This window comes from Streptomyces sp. 2131.1, assembly GCF_900105515.1.
Lineage (GTDB): Bacteria > Actinomycetota > Actinomycetes > Streptomycetales > Streptomycetaceae > Streptomyces > Streptomyces drozdowiczii.
The window spans coordinates 4404355-4426728 of record NZ_FNSY01000001.1 but is presented as its reverse complement, the minus strand read 5'-3'; the positions used below and the strand labels follow the sequence as shown (position 1 = coordinate 4426728).

14 protein-coding genes are annotated in these 22374 nt (G+C 71.0%); 5 read left to right on the top strand and 9 right to left on the bottom strand.

The features are described 5' to 3' along the window. Positions 1–56 precede the first annotated feature (56 nt). The 3 genes from BLW14_RS19900 to BLW14_RS19890 all read right to left on the bottom strand — a co-directional run bounded on the left by BLW14_RS19900 (position 57) and on the right by BLW14_RS19890 (position 5822). On the bottom strand, positions 57–1286 hold the full coding sequence (locus tag BLW14_RS19900) for a glycosyltransferase family 39 protein (protein ID WP_093708590.1): 1230 nt from the start codon (positions 1284–1286) through the stop codon (positions 57–59). 161 nt (positions 1287–1447) lie between these two features. Continuing rightward, complete coding sequence (locus BLW14_RS19895; RefSeq protein ID WP_093708589.1) at positions 1448–4981, bottom strand: bifunctional glycosyltransferase/CDP-glycerol:glycerophosphate glycerophosphotransferase; 3534 nt, start codon at positions 4979–4981, stop codon at positions 1448–1450. Between the two features lie 208 nt (positions 4982–5189). Beyond that, positions 5190–5822, bottom strand: a complete 633-nt coding sequence (locus tag BLW14_RS19890; RefSeq protein WP_093708588.1) for a TetR/AcrR family transcriptional regulator — start codon at positions 5820–5822, stop codon at positions 5190–5192. A 146-nt stretch (positions 5823–5968) separates the two neighbouring features. Between BLW14_RS19890 and BLW14_RS19885 the strand changes: the two genes are divergently transcribed. Together BLW14_RS19885 and BLW14_RS19880 are read left to right on the top strand one after the other, a co-directional pair. Next, positions 5969–6907 (top strand): ABC transporter permease, encoded by a 939-nt coding sequence (locus tag BLW14_RS19885; protein WP_093708587.1) that lies wholly within the window; start codon positions 5969–5971, stop codon positions 6905–6907. Next, positions 6900–7670 carry an ABC transporter ATP-binding protein gene (locus BLW14_RS19880; protein ID WP_093708586.1) on the top strand — a complete coding sequence of 257 codons (771 nt, stop codon included), beginning with the start codon at positions 6900–6902 and terminating at the stop codon, positions 7668–7670. The genes BLW14_RS19885 and BLW14_RS19880 overlap by 8 nt, the downstream gene beginning before the upstream one ends. A 412-nt stretch (positions 7671–8082) precedes the next feature. On the opposite strand, the gene BLW14_RS19875 is transcribed toward BLW14_RS19880, so the two are convergent. The 3 genes from BLW14_RS19875 to BLW14_RS19865 all read right to left on the bottom strand — a co-directional run bounded on the left by BLW14_RS19875 (position 8083) and on the right by BLW14_RS19865 (position 14677). Beyond that, positions 8083–13092: an NAD-glutamate dehydrogenase gene (locus BLW14_RS19875; protein ID WP_093708585.1), complete on the bottom strand. Its 5010-nt coding sequence runs from the start codon at positions 13090–13092 to the stop codon at positions 8083–8085. Between the two features lie 358 nt (positions 13093–13450). Next, complete coding sequence (locus tag BLW14_RS19870) at positions 13451–14125, bottom strand: HAD family hydrolase (protein ID WP_093708584.1); 675 nt, start codon at positions 14123–14125, stop codon at positions 13451–13453. 45 nt (positions 14126–14170) lie between these two features. Beyond that, on the bottom strand, positions 14171–14677 hold the full coding sequence (locus BLW14_RS19865) for a DUF6912 family protein (RefSeq protein ID WP_093708583.1): 507 nt from the start codon (positions 14675–14677) through the stop codon (positions 14171–14173). Positions 14678–14960: 283 nt separating this feature from the next. Here BLW14_RS19865 and BLW14_RS19860 point away from each other — a divergent pair, with 283 nt between their 5' ends. Further along, a complete protein-coding gene (locus BLW14_RS19860) occupies positions 14961–15380 on the top strand; it encodes an Rv3235 family protein (protein WP_093708582.1) in 420 nt (139 codons plus the stop codon). Between the two features lie 440 nt (positions 15381–15820). On the opposite strand, the gene secA is transcribed toward BLW14_RS19860, so the two are convergent. Then, on the bottom strand, positions 15821–18646 hold the full coding sequence (gene secA, locus BLW14_RS19855; protein ID WP_093708581.1) for a preprotein translocase subunit SecA: 2826 nt from the start codon (positions 18644–18646) through the stop codon (positions 15821–15823). Positions 18647–18896: 250 nt separating this feature from the next. Here secA and BLW14_RS19850 point away from each other — a divergent pair, with 250 nt between their 5' ends. Together BLW14_RS19850 and BLW14_RS19845 are read left to right on the top strand one after the other, a co-directional pair. Beyond that, entirely contained in the window at positions 18897–19487 is a 591-nt protein-coding gene (locus tag BLW14_RS19850; RefSeq protein WP_093710787.1) for a GNAT family N-acetyltransferase, read from the top strand. A gap of 10 nt (positions 19488–19497) precedes the next feature. Beyond that, positions 19498–20673: a winged helix-turn-helix domain-containing protein gene (locus BLW14_RS19845; RefSeq protein WP_093710788.1), complete on the top strand. Its 1176-nt coding sequence runs from the start codon at positions 19498–19500 to the stop codon at positions 20671–20673. 31 nt (positions 20674–20704) lie between these two features. On the opposite strand, the gene BLW14_RS19840 is transcribed toward BLW14_RS19845, so the two are convergent. Both BLW14_RS19840 and hpf read right to left on the bottom strand, forming a co-directional pair. Then, positions 20705–21457, bottom strand: a complete 753-nt coding sequence (locus tag BLW14_RS19840; RefSeq protein WP_093708580.1) for a response regulator — start codon at positions 21455–21457, stop codon at positions 20705–20707. Between the two features lie 187 nt (positions 21458–21644). Next, positions 21645–22334 (bottom strand): ribosome hibernation-promoting factor, HPF/YfiA family, encoded by a 690-nt coding sequence (gene hpf, locus BLW14_RS19835; RefSeq protein WP_093708579.1) that lies wholly within the window; start codon positions 22332–22334, stop codon positions 21645–21647. Positions 22335–22374 lie beyond the last annotated feature (40 nt).

Below are 22374 nucleotides of genomic sequence, written 5' to 3'. Positions count from 1 at the left end.
GGAGTTCTCCAGTTGCGCTCGGGGTGCGGTGCCGGGGTCGGGGACGGGGGTCGGGGTCAGTCGACGGACGAGCAGGAGCGGTGTTCCGTACGGGGTGCTGAGAGGGGCGCCCGCTCGGCGGGAAGGGCGGGCGGGGGCGCGTCCGGGGGCGTGGCGAGGAGGCGGCGTACGCCGGTGAACAGGCCGGCCGCCAGGACGAACCAGCCGGCCGCGCCCAGGTACAGCACGGGCTCGCTCCAGCGCACGGCGGAGCGGCCGCTGTAGCCGAGCACGGCGACCAGGCCGACGACCAGGCTGTACGCGATCCCCTCGACCGGCCCGAGGACGAACATCCCGGCGGCCGCCCAGGTCAGGTACTGGAGTCCGGACGCGGTGGACAGGAGCAGCAGCAGCCCCAGCGTGGCGGCGACGATCCCGGGGGCCTGGGCGGGCCGCAGCCAGGCGAGCCGGGCCCCGGCCGCCACGCAGGCCAGGACGAAGAGGAAGTGGCCGCCGCCCTGCATGAAGGCGATGACCGGCTCGGGCAGGCCGAGGACGTCGGCGAACCGCACCAGCCCCCACAGCCGGTAGCTGCCGCCCGCGTACTCCAGGACGTTGTGCGTGAGGTCCAGCGGCACGGTCAGCAGGGCCGGCCCCCACACGAGCGCGGTGACGCCCGCGAAGCCGGCGGCGAACCGGACCAGGACCGGCCGCCCGCCGCGCAGCGCGGCCACGAACAGGGCCGGGATCACCACGACCGGGATGAACTTGACGCTGATGGACAGCGCCGCGGCCACACCGGCCGCGAGCGGCGCCCTGCGGTCGGCCAGGAGATGGGCGGCGGCCAGGGCGAACGCGACGGCGACGGCGTCGGTGTTGCCGTGGTAGCCGGAGGTGGCGACGAGCACCGGGCTGGCCGCGACGCCGATGCCGCAGAGCACCGCCGTGCGCAGGGTGGCGCGGCGGCGGACGATCTCGAACACGAGGAGCGCGCAGGCGAAGTCGGCGGCAGACGCGGGGAAGCGGATCAGCGTGGCGAAGGAGAAGCCGAGGCCGGTGAGGCGGTCGAGGCCCAGCAGCATCCACCCGGCCAGCGGGGGGTGGTTGTAGACGGGCAGACCGGGAAGCGGGTGCGCGTAGATGCGGACCGGGCCGTACCCGGTGATGGCCTTGGCGAACCCCGCGAAGATGCGTACGTCGGCGGGGCCGGGCGAGTTGGCCGCGATGATCATACGAGTGACCAGGCCTGCGGTCGCCGCGACGAGCACGGCGGCCCTGGCCCGCCATACGTCCGTTTCGCCCCACATTCGGATACCCATGAAAACAGAACGTAGCAAGGCGGCGACGCTATGCGACGCAGCGAATCGTCACCGTGGCGTAAACCCTGGGCCGTGCACCGCCCGTGAAACGCCGATGCCCGGCCGGTGCGGACACCGGCCGGGCACGGAACGGTTCCCCCGCAGTCGGGCTACAGCATGCGGTCGACCACGCGGGCGGCGGCCCGGCCGTCGTCGAGGTCGCAGAAGTCGTGCCGGAACCGCTCGTACGCCTCGGCATGTCCGGCGATGGCGCGCTCCGGGTCGCGCAGCGCCGCGATCAAGTCGTCGGACTCCGGGATCAGGGGCCCGGGCGCCCGCGACTCGAAGTCGAAGCTGAACCCGCGCAGCGTGTCGCGGTAGTGCTCCAGGTCGTAGGTGTGGAAGAGCATGGGGCGCCCGGTCTGGGCGAAGTCGAACATCAGCGACGAGTAGTCGGTGACCAGGGCATCGCTGATGAGCATGAGTTCGCCGACGTCCGGGTAGCGCGAGACGTCGCGGACGAAGCCGGTGCCGCTGTCCGGGAGCCGGTCGGTGACCATGTAGTGACGGCGTACCAGGAGCACGGTGCCGTCGCCCAGTTCGCGTTCGGCGGCGGCCAGGTCGAGCTGGAGGCCCAGCGAGTAGCGCCCGCCGCCCAGACGCTGGTCCTCGCGCCACGTCGGGGCGTAGAGGACGACGCGCTTGCCGGCCGGGATGCCGAGCCTCTCTCGTACCGCCGCGGCGACCTTGGCGCGGTCGGGGGCGTGGAAGAGGTCGTTGCGCGGGTAACCGCACTCCAGCACCTCGCCCTCGAAGCCGAACGAGCGGCGCAGGACGGGCGTGGAGTACGTGTTCGGCGAGACCAGGAAGCTCCACTGCCGGGCGCGCTCGGCGAGGGTCGCGATGTACGCGGCGTTCGCCTGGGCCGTGCCCGCGAGTTCCAGGCCGATGCGCTTGAGGGGGGTTCCGTGCCAGGTCTGGACGACCGTCTGGTCCTCGCGGCGCGCGAACCACTCGGGCAGCTGCGTGTTGGTGACGATGTAGCGGCTGCGGGCCAGCGCCTCGTACCAGGCGGCCGAGCCGTGCTCGACGGCGGTGGCGCCCTCGGGGATGACCGCCTGCTGGTCGCGGACGACCCACAGGTGCTCCACCTCGGTGCCCCGGCGCACCAGCTCCTCGTGGACCGCGCGCGGCGAGTCGGAGTACTGGCGGCCGTCGAAGGTGCTGTACAGGGCCGCGGCGCGCAGCGGTGCGGAGCGCTGGGCGGCGTACCTCTCGCTCAGCAGGCGCTTGGCGCGCGGGCCGCGCTCGGCGGCGGTGAGCACGGGGCCGGAGACGACGAGGAGCTGGTCGCCGAAGCGGCGCTCCAGGGTGTAGTCGCGGCCGGTGAGCTCGCGGGTGGCGGGCAGCGTGTGGAACGCGGAGGCGGGGACGCGCAGCGCGCGGTCGCCGCTCTCGTCGGCGGCGCCCCTGTCGCGGAGGAAGAAGTACCAGTTGCCCTCGCCCAGCGGCACCGCGCCGCCCGGGCCCTCGACGGCGTCCGGCCGCAGCTCGGCGCGGAAGCGGCGGGCGTATACGGGTCCGGTGAACTCGACCGGGAAGAGCTGCTCCTCGCGGTGTCCGCTGTTCTGCGCGACCAGCTCGACCGGGTGCTCCGGGTCCTCGGGGAAGGTGCCCTCCAGGACGAGCCGGCCGTCGTCGGTCCAGCCGGCCCGCTCGACGGCGGGCTGCACGGGCCGGTCGCTGATCACCAGGTTGCCGCGCGTGCCGGCGACGAGCGCCAGTTCGCGGCGGGCCCCGTCCGTTCCGTCGGCGAGCGGGTAGCGGCCGGGGTCCACGGCGCCGGGCGCGTCGAGCGACGCCTTCAGGCCCTTGCCGACGAGGTGCACGCTGTACGCCACGGTCTTCGGGGGCTCCTCGCCGGTGGGGCGCGTCTCCTCGATGGCGGCGAGCGGCAGTTCGGCGGTGAAACGGCTCCAGCCGGCACCGGCGCCGGTGCCCACGGTGGCGGGGACCTCGTAGGTGGCCCTGGTGGCGACGTGCGTCAGACGGAGCGTCGGCTCGCCCTTGACGAGGCGGGCGCGGACCACGCCCGAGATCTTGACGGTGCCGGGCTCCTCGCCGGGGCCGTGGGTTTCGAAGCGGGCGTCGACGCGCTCGGCGTGCAGCACCAGCTTGTCGCCGTCGAAGGCGGGGACGATGCGGTGGTCGCCGTCGGGGCGGTGGACGGGCGGTGCGACGGAGGCTTCGCGGACCGAGGGGAAGGCGCGGCGCAGCAGGCCGCTCCGGGCGACGCCGAGCTCGAACTTCCAGGTGAGCTGCTTGGGCCCGCCGTCGGCCCGGATGCGGAGCCTGGAGGCGTCCACGGAGGTCTCGAAGCCGGAGCGGTGGTAGTCGTGCAGGCTCTGGCGGGAGCGGGCGGTGGCCTCGGGCTCGTCGACGCGGCGCAGGCGCAGCGGCACGACGTTGCGCCGGCCGGCCCGGAGCCAGCCGACGCGGAACTCGCCGGCCCCGGAGGTGACCGGCAGGTTGCGGACGTACGCGTAACCCTTGAGGAAGAGCCTGCCGTCGCGCCACTCGGCGTCGCGCAGCCGGGCGGCGAGCGGCAGGTCGCGGTCGGCGACGCGCAGCACCGGGGCGGGCACGGGCCGGGTGAGGACGGGGTAGCGGGCCCGGCGGCGGCGCACGCCGCTGACCTCGAAGGCGCCGGGCTCGCGCTTGTCCTGGAGGAGCAGCGCGAGCAGCTCGTCCATGCGGTGTTCGCGTACCAGGTACCACATCACGCGCAGGCGCAGCGGCAGCCCGTCGAGCACGGCGGGGTCGACCTGGTCGAGGAAGCCGTTGGCATACGTGAGGAACGCGTCCCGGTACTCCTGGTCGCCGTCCGGGAGTACCTCCATGAAGTACCAGAGGTCGTTGGCGAGCGCGTGGGCCTCGTAGTGGTTCTTGTCCGCGGCGGTGCGCTTCTCGGCCAGGAACTCGGAGACGCCCCGGACGTGCGCGACGCGGTCGTGGACGCCGCGGACGACGGCCCGGCTGGTGGTGATGGAGCCGGGTCGGTCGCGCCAGTAGTAGACGGGGTCCTTGACGACGTCGACGGAGCCGGCCAGGAAGTGGGCGGGCAGCACGACGGGGATGTCCTCGTACAGCGCGCCGACCGGGAAGGCGAACCCGTGCTCGTCCCAGAAGGAGCGGCGGAAGACCTTGTTGCAGGCGATGCGGTCGCCGAGGAGGTCGGGGTCGCGGGAGACGTGGGTGCGCTTGCGCGTGGTGGCCATGGGCTTGCGGAACATCGGCGACTGCACGAGCTTGCCGCCGGCGCGCAGCCGCAGCACGTTGCCGGACGCCAGGTCCGAGCCGGTCTCCTCCAGCGACTCGACGAGCAGCTCGTAGGCGTTCGGCGGGATGACGTCGTCACTGTCGCAGAAGGCCAGGTAGCGGCTCCCCGGATCGCAGTTGCGGACACCGGTGTTACGGGCGTGGCCGAGGCCGCCGTTCTCCTGCCGGACCAGCTCGAAACGGTCGTCGCCCGCCGCGAACCCGGCGGCCAGTGCGGCGCTTCCGTCGGTGGACCCGTCGTCGACCATCACCACCTGGAGGTCGGTCAGGGTCTGCTCCGCGAGGGACTTCAGACACTCCGTCAGGAAGTCTTCGACGTTGTAGACGGGGACAACGACACTGAGCCGTGGCGGCATGTTGAGCACGTCCGTTCATCAAGGGACTGGCTATCCGTAGGGCTCAACCGCGAGGGCGGTCGCGGGTCACCGGTGAGGTCCCGAACGAGTGACCACGCCTGCACCGTGTTCGCGCCGCGCGCCCGCGCCGGAGGCCTGGTGGGCTGCCCGTCCGCCCACATTAACCGATTGAGGACTGTCCCCTAACAACACATTTGCACACCCGTACGAAACCCTGTCAGGCGTGCGCCGCGCCCTGCGTGAGCGCCGCCACGGCCGAGGCCGCGAGGTCGTCCAGGTACCCCGGGGGCAGCTCCCCCCGGACCACCGCGAGCCGCCAGTAGAGGGGTCCGACGATGAGGTCGAGGGCGCGGTCGGGGTCGCTGCCGGCCGGCAGTTCGCCGCGCGCGACGGCCTCCCGGACGACCACGGCGGCGACGCCCTGCTGCGGGTCGAGCAGGGCGGCCTTGATGGCGTCGGAGATCTCCGGGTTGCGGGCCGACTCGACCAGCAGGTCCGGGATGACCTGGGAGGCCAGCGGGTGGCGCAGGGCGTACGCGGCCAGTTCGAGCACCGCGCGCACGTCCCCGTGCAGCGAGCCGGTGGCGGGGGCGGGCATGCCCTGCGCGGCGACGGCCGAGACCAGGTCCAGGACCAAGTGCAGCTTGGACTTCCAGCGCCGGTAGACGGCGGTCTTGCCGACGCCGGCCCGGCGGGCGATGCCCTCGATGGACATCCGGGCGAACCCGGCCGCAGCCAGCTCCGCGAACACGGCGCTGCGGATGGCGTCGGTCACGTCCTCGCGCAGGACGGCGGCTCCCGCCGGGGCTCGGCGGCGGCTTCCGGGGTCGGTGGTCATGGTCCGCATCATAGTCCGCGACGACGAAACGGTTGCGTTCCGACGTCGGTACGTCCTACCCTCGGCGTTGCGACGATACGGTCCCGTTCCGTCGCCGGGCGCGTCCGTTCCGCCCGTATGCCGTGCCCCCGCCTGCCCGCCTCCCGTCGAAAGCGATCGTGGTGAGCCAGACAACAGCCCCGGCCCCGGCCAAGACCCCACCGCACCTCTCCCCGCCCGTGTACGCCTCCGGTGAGCTCGCCGCGCTCGCCGCACGCCACGGCCTGACCGTGAGCGGGGCGCGCCCCACCCTGGCCGCGTACGTACGGCAGCTGTGGGGGCGGCGGCACTTCATCACGGCGTTCGCCACCGCCAAGCTCACCGCCCAGTACAGCCAGGCGAAGCTCGGCCAGATCTGGCAGATCATGACCCCGTTGCTCAACGCGACGGTCTACTACTTCATCTTCGGCATCCTGATGAAGACGAAGCACGGGGTGCCGGACTTCGTGCCGTTCCTGGTCACCGGCGTCTTCATCTGGACCTTCACCAGCTCGTCGATCACCGCCGGCACCCGTGCCATCAGCGGCAACATCGGCCTCGTACGGGCGCTGCACTTCCCGCGCGCCTCACTGCCGATCTCGCTCGCCCTGCAACAGCTCCAGCAGCTGCTCTTCTCCCTGGGCGCGCTGGTCCTGATCCTGCTGGCCTTCGGCCAGTACCCGCGGCCGTCCTGGCTGCTCGCGGTGCCCGCGCTGGCCCTGCAGGCCGTCTTCAACACCGGTGTCTCGATGGTCATGGCGCGCCTCGCCGCGCGCACTCCGGACATCGCCCAGCTCACCCCGTTCGTGCTGCGCACCTGGATGTACGCGTCGGGCGTGATGTGGAGCATGGACAAGATGCTGGCCGGCGACCGGGTCCCGCACTGGGTGAAGCTCGCCCTGGAGGCCAACCCGGCGGCCGTCTTCATCGACCTGATGCGCTTCGCCCTCATCGACAGCTTCGGCGGCGACCAGCTGCCCCCGCACGTCTGGGCGGTCGCCGCGGGCTGGGCGCTGGTGTGCGGCGCCGGCGGCTTCATCTACTTCTGGAAGGCCGAGGAGAGTTACGGACGTGGCTGAGTCCCGGATACCCACGGTCGTCGTCGACGACGTCCACATCACGTACAAGGTCAACGGCGCCCGCACCGGGCGCGGCAGCGCGACCTCGGCGCTGAGCCGGATCGCCTCGCGCCGGCAGATCCCGGGCGTGCGCGAGGTGCACGCCGTCAGGGGCGTCAGCTTCGCCGCGTACAAGGGGGAGGCGATCGGGCTGATCGGCTCCAACGGCTCGGGGAAGTCGACCCTGCTGAAGGCCATCGCCGGACTGCTCCCCGCCTCCCGGGGACGCGTCCACACCCACGGCCAGCCCTCACTGCTCGGTGTCAACGCCGCACTGATGAGCGACCTGACCGGCGAGCGCAACGTCGTGCTCGGCGGCCTCGCGATGGGCATGAGCCGCGCCGAGATCCGCGAACGCTACGACGAGATCGTCGACTTCTCCGGCATCAACGAGAAGGGCGACTTCATCACCCTGCCCATGCGCACGTACTCCTCCGGCATGGGGGCCCGCCTCCGCTTCTCCATCGCCGCCGCGAAGAACCACGACGTCCTGCTCATCGACGAGGCCCTCTCCACGGGCGACGCCCGCTTCCAGCAACGCAGCAAGGCCCGCATCCTCGAACTCCGCCAACAGGCCGGCACGGTCTTCCTGGTCAGCCACAACAACAAGTCCATCACCGAAACCTGCGACCGGGCCCTCTGGCTCGAAGCGGGAAGGCTCCGCATGGACGGCCCGGCAAAAGAGGTCATGGCAGAGTACGAACACTTCACGAAGAAGCGCTAAGCGAACTCGCCCTCAACCGCCGGCCGAACTCGCCAAGCCCACCCGACGCGCGAGGGCGTCTTTCCGCCGCCCAGCCACCCCAACCCCCCAGGCGCCCGGGGCATCTTCAGACTTGCCCGGCCACCCCAGCCCGCCCGGCGTTCGAGGGCGTCTTCCGCGCCGCCCGGCCACCCCAGCCCGCCCGGCGTTCGAGGGCGTCTTCCGCGCCGCCCGGCCACCCCAGCCCGCCCGGCGTTCGAGGGCGTCTTCCGCGCCGCCCGGCCACCCCAGCCCGCCCGGCGTTCGAGGGCGTCTTCCGCGCCGCCCGGCGTTTGAGGACGCCCGAACGGCAAGTTCAAGCCCGTCCGGCGATTGAGGACAAGGGCGGCCACGGAAACGCACCCGCGGCCGCCCACCCCACCCGCGGCGCAGCCTAGACGTGCGTACGCAACAACGTCCGCATAGTCCGCATCGCCACAGACAGATTCGCCAGATCAAACGCGTCCGACCCCCGGATCTCCTCCAGCGTCGACCGCGACCGAGCCAGAATCGCCGCGTTCTTCTCCTCCCACGCCTCGAACCGCTCCTGCGGGGACGAAGACCCGTTGCCCGCACTCAGCACGTCGCCCGTCAGCGCCGCATGCGCCGCGTACAGGTCCTCGCGGATGGACGCCCGGGCCATGGACTGCCACCGGTCGGCCCGAGGCAGCTCGATGATCCGGTCCATGAGCTGCGTGATCCCCAGCCGGTCCGCGAGGTCGTAGTACACCTCGGCGACGGCCAGCGGCTCCTTGCCCGTACGGTCCGCGATCGCCACGACGTCGAGCGCGGGGAAGACGGAGGAGAAGCCGGCGACGCGCTGCGCCAGCTCGTCCGGGACACCCGCCTCGGTCAGCTCGTCCAGGATGCCCTGGTACCACTCCTGGTCGGCGCCCTTCAGCATCTTGGGCAGCGCGTCCCAGACCTGCTCGACGCCCTCGCGGAAGAAGTCGACCGTCTCGGAGATCGCCAGCGGCTGCGGCCGGTTCCCCAGCAGCCAGCGCGAACCCCGCTCGACGAGCCGGCGCGAGTGCAGCCGGATCCGGGTCTGGACATCGGCGGCGACCTCGTTGTCGAGGGCCTCCACCGCGTCCCAGACCTCGCCGAGCCCGAAGATCTCGCGGGCCGCGAACTGCGCGCGCACGATCTCCTCGATGGAGGCGCCGGTCTCCTCCCGGAGCCGGTGCAGGAAGGTCGAACCACCGCTGTTGACCGTGTCGTTGACCAGCACCGTGGTGATGATCTCGCGCCGCAGGGCGTGCCCGTCGACCGCTTCGGAGTAGCGCGTGCGCAGCTGCTCCGGGAAGTAGGCGTGCAGCAGCTTCTGCAGGTGCGGATCGTCCGGCAGGCTGGTCCCGATCAGCTCCTGCGCCGCCGTGATCTTCGTGTAGGCGAGCAGCACGGCCAGCTCGGGCTGGGTGAGCCCCTTGCCGGCGCTCAGCAGCTCGCGGACCTGCCGGTCGGTGGGCAGGAACTCCAGCGCCCGGTCGAGGTACCCGTCGCGGCCGAGCCGGCGCATGAAGCGCTGCTGGGCGTGGAGCAGGGAGGGCGCCTGGGCGACCGAGTTGGCGAGGGCCGTGTTCTGCGCGTAGTTGTTGCGCAGCACCAGGTGGCCGATCTCGTCGGTCATCTCGGCGAGCAGCTTGTTGCGCTGCTTGACGGTCATGTCGCCGTCCCGCACGAGCCCGTTGAGCAGGATCTTGATGTTCACCTCGTGGTCGGAGGTGTCCACACCGGCGCTGTTGTCGATCGCGTCGGTGTTGATCCGGCCGCCGTCCCGGGCGAACTCGATCCGGCCGAGCTGGGTGGCACCGAGGTTGCCGCCCTCGCCGACGACCTTGGCGCGCAGGTCCGCGCCGTTGACCCGGATCGCGTCGTTCGCCTTGTCGCCGACGTCCGCGTTTGACTCGGCGGTGGACTTGATGTACGTGCCGATGCCGCCGTTCCACACGAGGTCGACGGGGGCCTTGAGGATGGCCTGCATCAGCTCGGCGGGCGTCATCTTGCCGACGCCGGCCTCGATGCCCAGTGCCTCGCGCATGTGGGAGTTGACCGGGATCGACTTGGCGCTGCGCGGGTGGACGCCGCCGCCCGCGGAGATCAGCTCCTTGTCGTAGTCGGCCCAGGAGCTGCGCGGCAGGTCGTACAGGCGGCGCCGCTCGGCGTACGAGGTGGCCGCGTCCGGGTTCGGGTCGATGAAGATGTGCCGGTGGTCGAACGCGGCCACGAGCCGGATGTGCTCGGAGAGCAGCATGCCGTTGCCGAAGACGTCACCGGACATGTCGCCGACGCCGACGACCGTGAAGTCCTCGGTCTGGGTGTCGTGGCCCAGCTCGCGGAAGTGCCGCTTGACGGACTCCCAGGCGCCGCGGGCGGTGATGCCCATGCCCTTGTGGTCGTAGCCCGCCGAACCGCCGGAGGCGAACGCGTCCCCGAGCCAGAAGCCGTACGCGACGGCCACCTCGTTGGCGATGTCGGAGAACTTCGCGGTGCCCTTGTCGGCGGCGACGACGAGGTAGGTGTCGTCCTCGTCGTGGCGGACGACGTCCTTGGGCGGCACGACCTCGCCGGCCACCATGTTGTCGGTGATGTCGAGCAGCGCCGAGATGAAGGTGCGGTAGGCGGCGATCCCCTCGGCCATCCACGCGTCCCGGTCCACGGAGGGGTCGGGCAGCTGCTTGGCGACGAAGCCGCCCTTGGCGCCGACCGGCACGATGACGGTGTTCTTCACCATCTGCGCCTTGACCAGGCCGAGGATCTCGGTACGGAAGTCCTCGCGCCGGTCCGACCAGCGCAGACCACCGCGGGCGACCTTGCCGAAGCGCAGGTGGACGCCCTCCACACGCGGCGAGTAGACCCAGATCTCGAACGCGGGCCGGGGCGCGGGCAGGTCCGGGATGGACTGCGGGTCGAACTTCATCGAGACGTACGCGTGCGGCTCGCCGTCGTCCGCGTGCTGGAAGAAGTTGGTGCGCAGGGTGGCCTTGATGACGGTGAGGAAGGAGCGCAGGATGCGGTCCTCGTCCAGCGAGGCGACCTGGTCGAGGGCCCCGTCGAGCTCTTCGAGGAGCCCGTCGGTCAGCTCCGTGCCCGCGCTCTGGCGGCCCGGCGACATCCGGGCCTCGAAGAGCGAGACGAGCAGCCGGGTGGTGTGGACGTTGTTCTGGAGGGTGGACTCCATGTAGTCCTGGCTGAACGTCGAACCGGCCTGGCGCAGGTACTTGGCGTAGGCGCGCAGCACCATGGCCTGGCGCCAGTCGAGGCCGGCGCTCAGCACGAGCGCGTTGAAGCCGTCGTTCTCCGCCTCGCCGGTCCACACCGCGGCGAAGGCCTCCTGGAAGCGCTCGCGCGCGCCGTCGGCCAGGTAGCCGCCGCCGGCGTTGGCCATCGGCATCCGGAGCCCGAAGTCGTAGATCCAGGCGTGCGTACGGTCGGCGCAGCGCAGCTCGTACGGGCGCTCGTCGACGACCTCGACGCCGAGCCGCTGGAGGGCGGGCAGCACGGCGGACAGGGAGACCTGCTCACCGGTGCGGTAGATCTTGAAGCGGCGCTCGCCGGGGGCGGCGCCGACGGGCTCGTAGAGGCTGAGGGAGAAGTCCCGCTCGTTCTCCTTGAGGGCTTCGAGGTGGACCAGGTCGGCCACGGCGGCGCGCGCGGAGTGGTCGGCCTTGTAGCCCTCGGGGAAGGAGTGCCCGTACTTGCGCAGCAGTTCGGCGGCGCGTTCCTCGCCGAGCTCGGCGTTCAGCGCCTCCTGGAAGCCGTCGGCCCAGGAACGGGCGGCCTCGACGAGGCGGGCCTCGATGCGGTCGGCCTCGGCGTCGGTGAGGCTGGGCAGCTCGCTGCCGGGCGCGACGCGGACGACGAAGTGCAGGCGGGAGAGGATCGACTCGGTGTTCCAGGCCGTGAAGTCGACACTGGTGCCGTTCAGTTCCTCCTTGAGGATGTCGATCAGCCGCAGCCGCACGCCGGTTGTGTAGCGGTCGCGCGGCAGGTAGACGATCGCGGAGTAGTAGCGGCCGTACTCGTCCTGGCGCAGGTAGAGCCGCAGCCGGCGGCGCTCCTGGAGGTAGAGCACCGAGGTGACGACGGAGCGCAGCTGGTCGACGGGCGTCTGGAACAGCTCGTCGCGGGGGTAGGTCTCCAGGATCTGGAGCAGGTCGCGGCCGTCGTGGCTGTTGGGCGTGAACCCGGCGCCCTCCAGCACCTCGGCGACCTTGCGGCGGATGACGGGGACCCGGCGCACGGACTCGGTGTACGCGGCGGAGGAGAACAGGCCGAGGAAGCGGCGCTCACCGATGACGTTGCCCTCGGCGTCGAACTTCTTCACGCCGACGTAGTCGAGGTAGCTGGGGCGGTGCACGGTGGCCCGGCTGTTGGCCTTGGTCAGCACGAGGAGCTTGTGCTCGCGGGCCTTGGCGCGGGCGTCGGCGGGCAGCCGGTCGAAGGAGGGGCTGACCGGGTGCGCCTCGTCCTCGGTGTGGTGCGGGTCGGAGCGCAGGATGCCGAGGCCGGTGCCGGGGACGGCGGCCAGCGAGTCGCTGTCCCGCAGCTCGTACTCGCGGTAGCCGAGGAAGGTGAAGTGGTCGGCGGCGAGCCAGCGGAGCAGCTCCCTGGCCTCGTTGACCTCGTCGTCGGCGAGGTCGTCGAGCGGTTCGCCGGGCAGGTCGTCGGCGATGCGCAGGGCCGCGTCGCGCATCTTCTCCCAGTCCTCGACGGTCTCCCGTACGTCGGACAGGACGCGCAGCAGGTCGCTCTGGATCTGCTTGAGGTCGGCGCGATCGGTCTCACGGTCGATCTCGACGTGGATCCAGGACTCGACGAGCGCGTCGTGCGGCAGGTCCGCCTGGGTGTTCCTGCCCCCCTTGCCGCTGTCCCGGCCGGTGCCGTCGGTGAGGACCTCGACCAGCTTGCCGGTCACGTCGCGGCGGACGACGACCTGCGGGTGGATCACGACGTGGATGCCGCGGCCCTGGCGGGAGAGCTCGTTGGTGACGGAGTCGACCAGGAACGGCATGTCGTCGGTGACGACCTCGACCACGGAGTGGCTGCACGTCCAGCCGTTCTCCTCGACGGTCGGGGTGTGCACCCGGACGTTCGCCTTGCCCTGGGGGCGCTCCTCGGCCAGCCGGTAGTGCGAGGAGGCGGCGCCGAACACGTCGACCGGGTCCCGGCCCTCGATGTCCTCGGGGGCGGTGTGCCGGTAGTAGCGCTGGAGGTAGGAGAGCAGGACGTCCTGGCGCGAGCGCTCCTGCCCTGCCCCCGTCGAGCCGTCGGCCCCGGCGGCCGCGACGTGCACCCGGGGGGCACCGCCCGGCCCGCCGACACCACCGCCCGGGCTGTTGTCAGCTACCTTGGCGGCCCGTGCGAGCAGCTCGGCCTTGGCTTCGTCCAGCTTGGTCTGCATGTCCTCTGGCTCCTGTCGCGCGCCGTTGCGTGACGTAGGTGAAAAGGTCGGCGTAACGCCACGACGCGGGGTTTCCGGTCTGGGTCGACGCTATGCCGTGATGAGAGATCGCCGGGACCGTATCGGCCAACTTCAGCTGCCGGTCCGGGCGGGAGGGATCAGCCGAGGCAGCCCGGGCACGATGGCGCTCCGGGCGCGGGCCGGGGGCTTCGATGCCCCCGAGGCATATCGCGCTGATCACGGGGTCCAGGCTATCTCGCCCGCACCGGTGACCGTCACGATCCGGATGTGTACAAAAGAAGGCCGCGGAATTTGACACTCTGGACATGGTGCCCGCGGCGGGCTGAGCTTCCCTCGACTACCGGGTGAGCTGCTCGGCGAGCGTGATGGCCTCGGTCAGGCTGTCCACGACGGGCACACCGGCCTTCTCCAGACTGGCACGGCTGTGCGAGCCGCCCGTGTAGAGAACGGCCTTGGCGCCGGCGTGGGCGGCGGCCACGGCATCGTCCACCGCGTCGCCTATGACGACCGTGCGGTGCGGGGATATCGCCTCCATGGCCGCGAGATGCCGCGCCATGTACTCCGACTTGCTGCCGCCGGAGGGCCCGGTGCGCCCATCGACGCGGACGAAGTGCCGCTCGATGCCGAACCCCCGTACGACGGGGAGCAGCTCCTCGTGCCGGTACATGCTCATGATCGACTGGCTGCGCCCCGTCAGCTGCCACTGGGCGAGCAGCTCGGCGGCACCCGCGGTCAGCCCGCAGGCGTCACGCTGCTCGGTGTAGTGGCGGTGGAAGACACCGTCCATCCGCTCCCACTCGGCGTCGGTGGGGAGCCGGCCCATCAGCCGCTCGTAGAAGCGGGGTATCGGGATGCAGTACATCTCCCGGTACTGCTCCACCGTGATCGGGGCCAGGCCGACCTCGCCGAAGGCGGCGTTGGTCGCGCCGACGACGGCGGTGTTGTCGTCGAGCAGCGTGCCGTTCCAGTCCCAGACCAGATGCGTGCGGTGGTCTCCCGGTGCGATCCCCATGCCCAAGAACGTACTCTCCCCCACTGACAACCGGCCCCCAGGGCCTTACCCGATCAGGCCGGGGATCTCCTGCACCCCGAACCACAGCAGCTCGTGGTCCTCGGCCCCGTCGACGGTGAACTGCGCGTCGTCGTCCCCGAGGTCCGCGGCCCCGAGCGCGGCCGCCGCGGCGGTGACGTCCTCGTCCGCGTCGTCGGAGTCGACGTGCACCGCGGCGGCCTTGGCCAGCGGGACGGCGGAGGCGATCGTGACCTCGCCGAGCGAGGAGGCGTCCAGGATGTGGTCCGGGTCGGCGACCGCGGCACCGTCCGCGACGTCCACGGCGACGACGACCCGCCGCCGGGCCGCCTGCGGATCCCCGGCGATCAGCCGCAGCGAGGCGGACGCGGCCCGGTTGAGCGCCGCGTACTCCAGCTCCTCGATGTCGTCGGAGACGTACCACTCGCGCAGCGCCGGGGTGACGGCGTAGGCGGTAAGGGGGCCGGGGCCCAGTTCGCCGGTCCGGTGCGCGGCTGCGAGACCGGCGAGGGTCAGGGGTACGTACACGCGCATGGGCTCGGCCGCTTTCGTAGTCGGGGACGCCCTCAGGATACGTGCGGCATCCCCCTTTGGGGTTACGCCCATGGCTCGTCCCCCGTCCACCTCGCGCCGCCCACTCACCCTGCCCGGCCCGCCCGCGCCCCGCTCCCCCGCCCGTCCGCCACCCGGACAGGTGAATCCCGCGCCGCTCCACTCCCCGCCTCCGACAGTTGCGACAAATCCGACTCCCCCGTAGAAGATCCCCAACAGAAGTTACCGCCCGGTACGCCGGGCCTCTGGAGCACGGGGGCGACAGATGACCACGAACAGGACCCGACCCGCAGGACGGCACGACGCCCGCAGGCCCGAAGCCGTACCCGCCCAACGCCACCGCACCCCCAGGCGCCTGCGCCCCCATCACTGGTTCGCGGAACGCCTGCTCGCGGTCCTGAGCGGCCAGCGCCCGGTCCACTGGATGCTCGGCCACACCATCGGCGAGGCCTACGACCAACTCGCCGAACTGGCCCCCACCACCCCCCTCAGGACCCGCGGCACGCGCCCGGTCATCCGCATGTGCCGAGGCGCCCAGCCGGCCCCCGGCGTGGTGGAGGCCTGCGCGAGCATCGCCGCGGGCGAGGAAGTCCGGGCCATGGCCTTCCGCCTGGAACAGGGCCCGGACCTCCGCTGGCGCTGCGCAGCGGTGGAACTGGGCAACACTCCGGTGCGGACGCGGTGAGGCGGCAACCCACGAGGGCCCGGGACCCACCGCCGGGGCGGCCCCAGGGCCCGCTGTGCGGCCTGCGGAGCAACCCGGCTCCCTAGGGAGCCCGGGGGCCCCCTAGGGAGCCCGGGGTCCGCCAAGGAGGCGCACAGGCCGCGTACAGCCTCTCTCCCACCTCCCAGCCCCTCCGGCGCCCGAGCAGCGGGTACCCGGACGGGCCCGGGCCACCACCACGCCCGCCCCAGCCCCGCATTCCCGGCCCTCCGGCAGGTTCCCAGCCCTTCCGGCGCTTGAGGAGCGGGGCCCGGGGCGGAGCCCCGGTTTCGGGAAGGGGCGGGCAGGGGACAAGGCCCGCCGCAGGCGCACGCACGCCCCACCCGCCCCCACACAAGAACGCCGGCCGGACCCGGGCACCCAACGGCACCCGACCCCGGCCGGCCAAAACCCGCGAACGGCTACTTCTTACGCCGCCGCCCACCCCCGGACTTCTGCGCCTTGCGCCGCTCCGCCCGAGTAAGCCCGTCCGACTCGGCACCGGCACCGACGCCGGCCCCCGCACCGTCCCCGTTCGCGAAGTCGCCCTCGACGACCCCGCCCTCCCCGTCGACCGTGGGAGCGGAGAAGTGCAGCCGGTCCGGCCGCTGCGGAGCGTCCAGCCCCTTCGCCCGGATCTCCGGCCGCGCGGCCGGCACCGCGTCCTCCTTGCTCAGCGAGGTCTCCGCATCCTGCACCGGCACCTCCTCGACCTGCTGCTCGACCTGGACCTCCAGGTTGAACAGGTAGCCGACGGACTCCTCCTTGATGCCCTCCATCATGGCGTTGAACATGTCGAAGCCCTCGCGCTGGTACTCGACCAGCGGGTCCTTCTGCGCCATGGCCCGCAGGCCGATGCCCTCCTGGAGGTAGTCCATCTCGTAGAGGTGCTCACGCCACTTGCGGTCCAGGACGGACAGCACCACGCGCCGCTCCAGCTCACGCATGATCTCGGAGCCGAGCGTCTTCTCCCGCTCGTCGTACTGCTCGTGGATGTCGTCCTTGACCGACTCGGCGATGAACTCGGCGGTGACCCCGGCCAGGTCCCCCGCGGCGTCCTCCAGCTCGGCGACCGTGACCTTCACCGGGTAGAGCTGCTTGAACGCGCCCCACAGCCGGTCGAGGTCCCACTCCTCGGCGAAACCCTCCGCCGTCTCCTGGCGGATGTAGTCGTCGATCGTGTCGTCCATGAAGTGGCGGATCTGCTCCTGGAGGTCCTCGCCCTCCAGGACCCGGCGCCGCTCGCCGTAGATGACCTCACGCTGCCGGTTGAGCACCTCGTCGTACTTCAGGACGTTCTTGCGCGTCTCGAAGTTCTGCTGCTCGACCTGCGACTGCGCCGACGCGATCGCCCTCGTGACCATCTTGTTCTCGATCGGCACGTCGTCCGGCACGTTGGCCATCGACATCACGCGCTCGACCATCTGCGCCTTGAAAAGCCGCATCAGGTCGTCACCGAGCGACAGGTAGAAACGGGACTCGCCGGGGTCGCCCTGACGGCCGGAACGACCGCGCAGCTGGTTGTCGATACGGCGCGACTCGTGCCGCTCGGTGCCCAGGACGTACAGCCCGCCGAGGTCCTTGACCTCCTCGAACTCCGCCCGCACGGCCTCCTCGGCCTTCTCCAGCGCGGCGGGCAGCGCTGCCGCCCACTCCTCGACGTGCTCGACGGGGTCGAGACCGCGCTGGCGCAGCTCCGCCTCGGCGAGGTCGTCCGGGTTGCCGCCGAGCTTGATGTCGGTGCCTCGTCCGGCCATGTTCGTCGCGACGGTCACCGCGCCCTTGCGGCCGGCCTGGGCGACGATCGTCGCCTCCCGGTCGTGCTGCTTGGCGTTGAGCACCTCGTGCTGGACACCGCGCTTGGAGAGCTGCTGCGAGAGGTACTCGGACTTCTCGACGGAGGTCGTGCCGACCAGGATCGGCTGGCCCTTCTCGTGCTTCTCGGCGATGTCGTCGACGACGGCGGCGAACTTCGCGACCTCGGTGCGGTAGATCAGGTCCGACTGGTCGGCGCGCTGCATCGGCCGGTTCGTCGGGATCGGCACGACGCCCAGCTTGTAGATCTGGTGGAACTCGGCGGCCTCGGTCATCGCCGTACCGGTCATGCCGGAGAGCTTGCCGTAGAGGCGGAAGAAGTTCTGGAGGGTGATCGTGGCGAGCGTCTGGTTCTCGTCCTTGATGTCCACCCCTTCCTTCGCCTCGATCGCCTGGTGCATGCCCTCGTTGTAACGGCGGCCGGCGAGGATACGGCCGGTGTGCTCGTCGACGATCATGACTTCGCCGTCGATGACGACGTAGTCCTTGTCCTTCTTGAAGAGTTCCTTGGCCTTGATCGCGTTGTTGAGGTACCCGACGAGGGGGGTGTTCACCGACTCGTACAGGTTGTCGATGCCGAGCCAGTCCTCGACCTTGGAGACGCCGGGCTCGTGGATCGCCACGGTCCGCTTCTTCTCGTCGACCTCGTAGTCGCCGGTCTCCTCGATGCCCTTGAGCGGGTTGCCCGCCTCGCCCTTGGACAGGCGCGTGACCAGCTTGGCGAAGTCGCCGTACCACTTGGTGGCCTGGTCGGCCGGGCCGGAGATGATCAGCGGCGTACGGGCCTCGTCGACCAGGATCGAGTCGACCTCGTCGACGATCGCGAAGTTGTGGCCGCGCTGGACGAGCTCGTCCTTGGACCACGCCATGTTGTCGCGGAGGTAGTCGAAGCCGAACTCGTTGTTCGTGCCGTACGTGATGTCGCAGCCGTACTGCTCGCGGCGCTGGGCCGGCGTCATGTTGGCGATGATGCAGCCGACGGAGAGGCCGAGGAACTTGTGGACCCGGCCCATCATCTCGGAGTCGCGCGAGGCGAGGTAGTCGTTCACCGTGATCAGGTGAACGCCGTCCCCGGACAGGGCGTTCAGATACGCGGGCAGGGTGCCGACGAGGGTCTTGCCCTCACCGGTCTTCATCTCGGCGACGTATCCGAGGTGCAGCGCGGCGCCGCCCATGATCTGGACGTCGTAGTGGCGCTGGCCGAGGACGCGCTTGGCCGCCTCGCGGACGGTCGCGAACGCCTCGGGAAGCAGGTCGTCCAGGCTCTCGCCGTCCGCGTACCGTTCCTTGTACTCGTCGGTGAGCGCCCGCAGCTCGGCGTCGGAGAGGTTGACGAAGTCCTCTTCGATGGAGCTGACCTGGTCCGCGATGCGGTGCAGTTTGCGCAGGATCTTGCCTTCGCCTGCACGCATGAGCTTGTTGAAGACGGACACTGAGGCTGGTCTCCTTGCCGGTCGGGCCTGGGCACTGGGTCGTGTAATGGACTCGGGCACGGGCACGGCAGGTGGGCCCCACCGCAACGGTCATCGTAAGCGAGGACCCCGCCGCGCCGGGAGGGCTGCCACCGCGTTCTCCCCGCGGTGCCCTTCCGAGTCAACGGACGAAGGCCGCCGAAGGTGCCGGGGAGCGGGAAAAGTAGTCGCTTCGCCGCCGGTCCCTCACCAGAATCCCTTCATGGAAGCGATTGAACCGATCACCCTCACCACCGACCGCCTGCTGCTGCGCCCCTTCACCCCGGACGACACCGACGCGGTGTACGAGGAGTGCCAGGACCCGGAGATCCGGCGCTGGACCGTCGTCCCCTCGCCGTACGGCCGTTCCGACGCGGAGTTCTTCACCGAGCGGATGTGCCCCGAGGGCTGGCGGGACGGCTCCATGTACAACTTCGCCGTGCGGACCCGCGAGGACGGGGCCCTGGTGGGCGCGCTCGGCGTCAACCGCCGGACCCTTTCGGGCACGTACGAGATCGGCTTCTGGGCCGCGAAGGAGCGGCGCGGCCGCGGCTACATGACCGAGGCCGTCCTGTGCGCCGCCCGCTGGGCCTTCACCTCGCTGGGCTGCGACCGACTGGAGTGGCGTGCCGAGATCGGCAACGTCCCGTCGCGGGCCGTCGCGCTGCGTGCGGGCTTCCGCATGGAGGGTGAGCAGCGCTCGGCCCTGCTCAACAAGGGCGTGCGCCGCGATACGTGGGTGGGCGCGCTGATCCCCGCCGACCTCGGGCTTCCCGGCACCGTCGCCTACGTACCGGCGGGCGGTGTCAGTGCCGCCCCCTAAAGTGCGGACCATGACGTCTGTGCAGCCACCCGCAGTCGAACTCTCCGCCGACCAGGCCCGCAGGATCGCCCTGCGCGCGCAGGGCCTCCTGGGCGCCCCGGACCGCCGGGCGGGGGTGCCCGGAGTGCTGCGGCACCTCGGCGCCGTCCAGCTGGACACGATCTCGGTGCTGGCCCGCTCGCACGAGCTGATCCCGTACGCGCGCCTGGGCGCGATCGGCCGGCGCCCGGTCGAGGAGGCGTACTGGTCGGGCGGCCGCGCTTTCGAGTACTGGTCGCACGCGGCGTGCATCCTGCCCGTCGAGGAGTGGCCGCACTTCGCGTTCCGCCGCCGCGCCTACCGCGCCCGGCCGCAGTGGTCCCACGACCTGCCGGACGGCGCGTACGAGAACGTGATCAAGCAGCTGACCGCCGAGGGCCCGTTGACGGCGACGGAGCTGGGCGGCGCGAAGAACGGCGGGGAGTGGTGGGACTGGTCCGCCTCGAAGGTCGCCGTCGAACGGGCCCTGATGTACGGCGAGGTGGTGTGCACGGAGCGGCGCGGCTGGAAGCGGGTCTACGACCTGGCGGAGCGCGCCCTGCCCGACGCCGTGCTGCACGACGGCCTCGACGACGCCGAGTGCCTGCGCCGGCTGGTCGCGCTCGCCGGGCAGTCGCTGGGGGTGGGCACACGGGCGGACATCGCGGACTACCACCGGCTCAAGGCCGAGCAGTTCGACGCCGTGGTGGCGGATTCCGGGCTGGTGCCGGTGACCGTGGAGGGCTGGACGAAGCCGGCCTGGGCGGACCCGGCGGCGCTGGCGTCCGAACCGCGCGGACGGCACCGGACCACGCTGCTGTCGCCCTTCGATTCGCTGGTCTGGGAGCGGGCGCGCACCGAGCGGATCTTCGGCTTCACGCACCGCCTGGAGGCGTACGTACCCAAGCAGAAGCGGATCCACGGCTACTTCGCGATGCCGCTGCTGGCGGGCGGGAAGCTTCAGGGCCGGGTCGACCCGGCCCGCGAGGGGACCACGCTGATCGGCCGACAGGTGTCCCTGGCGGGCGCGAAGGCGGTGGTGCCGATGGCGCAGGCCCTGGTGGAGGCGGCGTCCTGGGTCGGCTGCACGGACATCAGGCTGGAGCGGGTGGAGGCGCCGGAGCTGCGCGGGCCGCTCGCTGCGGAGATCGGCCGTCTCCTGGCCTGACGGGCGGGGTCACGCCGGTCGTCGTCCCGGTTCAGCGGATTTCGAGGATCTTCTCCCGCATCGCGTAGACGACCGCTTCCATCCGGGAGTGCAGCTGGAGCTTCTCCAGAATGTTGCGGACGTGGTTCTTCACGGTGTTCTCGGAAATGAACAGTTCCTTCGCGATATCTCGATTGTTCATGCCGGTGGCGACCAGTTTGAGGACTTCGAGTTCACGGTCGGTGAGCCGGGGCACCGGCACCAGCCGGCGTTCGTCGGTCCGCTGGATCATCGACTTGAACTCGGTGAGCAGTTTGGACGCCATGGAAGGGCTGATCTGGGACTGCCCGTCGGCGACCGCTCGGATCGCGGTGGACACCTCGTCGGTGGAGATCTCCTTGAGGAGATAGCCCGTCGCTCCGGCCTTGATCGCTTCGTAGAGGTCGGCCTCCTCATCGCTGATCGTCAGCATGATGATCTTCGCGCTGGGGGCCACCTCCTTGATGGCCGTACATGCCTCGATGCCCCCTCGCCTGGGCATCCGGACGTCCATCAGCACGATGTCGGGCAGCAGATCGGCGGCCTTGTCGACCGCCTCCGCCCCGTCCCCGGCCTCGCCGACGACCTCGATGTCCTCCTCGTGCGCGAGGACGATCTCCAGGCCCCTGCGGAAGAGGGCGTGGTCGTCGACCACCAGGACCCGGATCGGCTCCTTGCGGTAGCCGCCGTCCCGGTCCGCGTCGAGGACGCGCACGGCGTCGCCGGGATCACTCGCGTCGCGCACGGGCCCGAAGGTGTCCGCCATCGTTCCTCCCCCTGAAGGCCACGGCCTGAAGTTCACGCACTCTCCGCCAACGGCGTTCCACAGAACACCGATTGGCCTGGGCCGCCATGATTCCATGCCGGAACGTCAATGCGGTGATCTCTCGGTGACACACGGGTGCCCCTGGGGGCGCACAGACGCTCGCAGGGGCACAGCCGGGTGGCGGGCGTCAGCCGCCGAGCGCACCGCCAGCGCCGCCCGCCTCATCGGCGGCCAGCGGGTCGGTCCTCAGGTGGATGACACCGTAGTCGTAGGCATGCCGCCGGTAGACGACACTCGGTTCCTTCGACTCGCTGTCCACGAACAGATAGAAGTCGTGTCCGACCAACTCCATCTCGTAGAGCGCCTGGTCCAACGACATGGGCGCCGCCACGTGCGTCTTCTCGCGCATCACCAGCGGTCCCTCGCCCTGTACCTCCAGCGAGCCGACCCTGGTGGTGGGTGCGGGCTGTGCCGTCTCGTCGACGATCAGCTCGCCGTCACCGTTGAACGATGCCGCGTCCGGCACCATCTCACCGACCTCGGCAGCGGGAATGCGTCCTGAACCCCGGCGGCTGTAGCGCTTGTCGTGCTGCTTGCGCAGCCGCGCCTCCAGCTTTCCGGTGGCCAGGTCCAGCGCTGCGTACGGGTCGCCTGCGGCCGCTTCCGCCCTGATGACCGGTCCACGCGAGCGGAGCGTGATCTCCACCCGGTCGGAACGGTCTGCCTGACGAGGGTTCGGCTCCTTGGACACCTCCACGTCGAGGCTGATCACTTTGCCGTCGAACTTCTGGATCTTGTCCAGCTTCAGCTTCTCGGCCACGTGCTTGCGGAACCGCTCGGGCACCTCGGTCTTGCGGCCCTTGACGACGATGTCCACGCAGAACTCCGTTCCCGGATCGCTCCGCTCGGCGGCGGAG

What these genes read in the sequence shown, in the direction of transcription:
- BLW14_RS19900 (WP_093708590.1), bottom strand. Translation starts at nt 1,286, where the DNA reads ATGTGGGGCGAAACGGACGTATGGCGGGCCAGGGCCGCCGTGCTCGTC.
- BLW14_RS19890 (WP_093708588.1), bottom strand. Translation starts at nt 5,822, where the DNA reads ATGATGCGGACCATGACCACCGACCCCGGAAGCCGCCGCCGAGCCCCG.
- BLW14_RS19875 (WP_093708585.1), bottom strand. Translation starts at nt 13,092, where the DNA reads ATGCAGACCAAGCTGGACGAAGCCAAGGCCGAGCTGCTCGCACGGGCC.
- BLW14_RS19870 (WP_093708584.1), bottom strand. Translation starts at nt 14,125, where the DNA reads ATGGGGATCGCACCGGGAGACCACCGCACGCATCTGGTCTGGGACTGG.
- BLW14_RS19865 (WP_093708583.1), bottom strand. Translation starts at nt 14,677, where the DNA reads ATGCGCGTGTACGTACCCCTGACCCTCGCCGGTCTCGCAGCCGCGCAC.
- BLW14_RS19860 (WP_093708582.1), top strand. Translation starts at nt 14,961, where the DNA reads ATGACCACGAACAGGACCCGACCCGCAGGACGGCACGACGCCCGCAGG.
- BLW14_RS19845 (WP_093710788.1), top strand. Translation starts at nt 19,498, where the DNA reads ATGACGTCTGTGCAGCCACCCGCAGTCGAACTCTCCGCCGACCAGGCC.
- BLW14_RS19840 (WP_093708580.1), bottom strand. Translation starts at nt 21,457, where the DNA reads ATGGCGGACACCTTCGGGCCCGTGCGCGACGCGAGTGATCCCGGCGAC.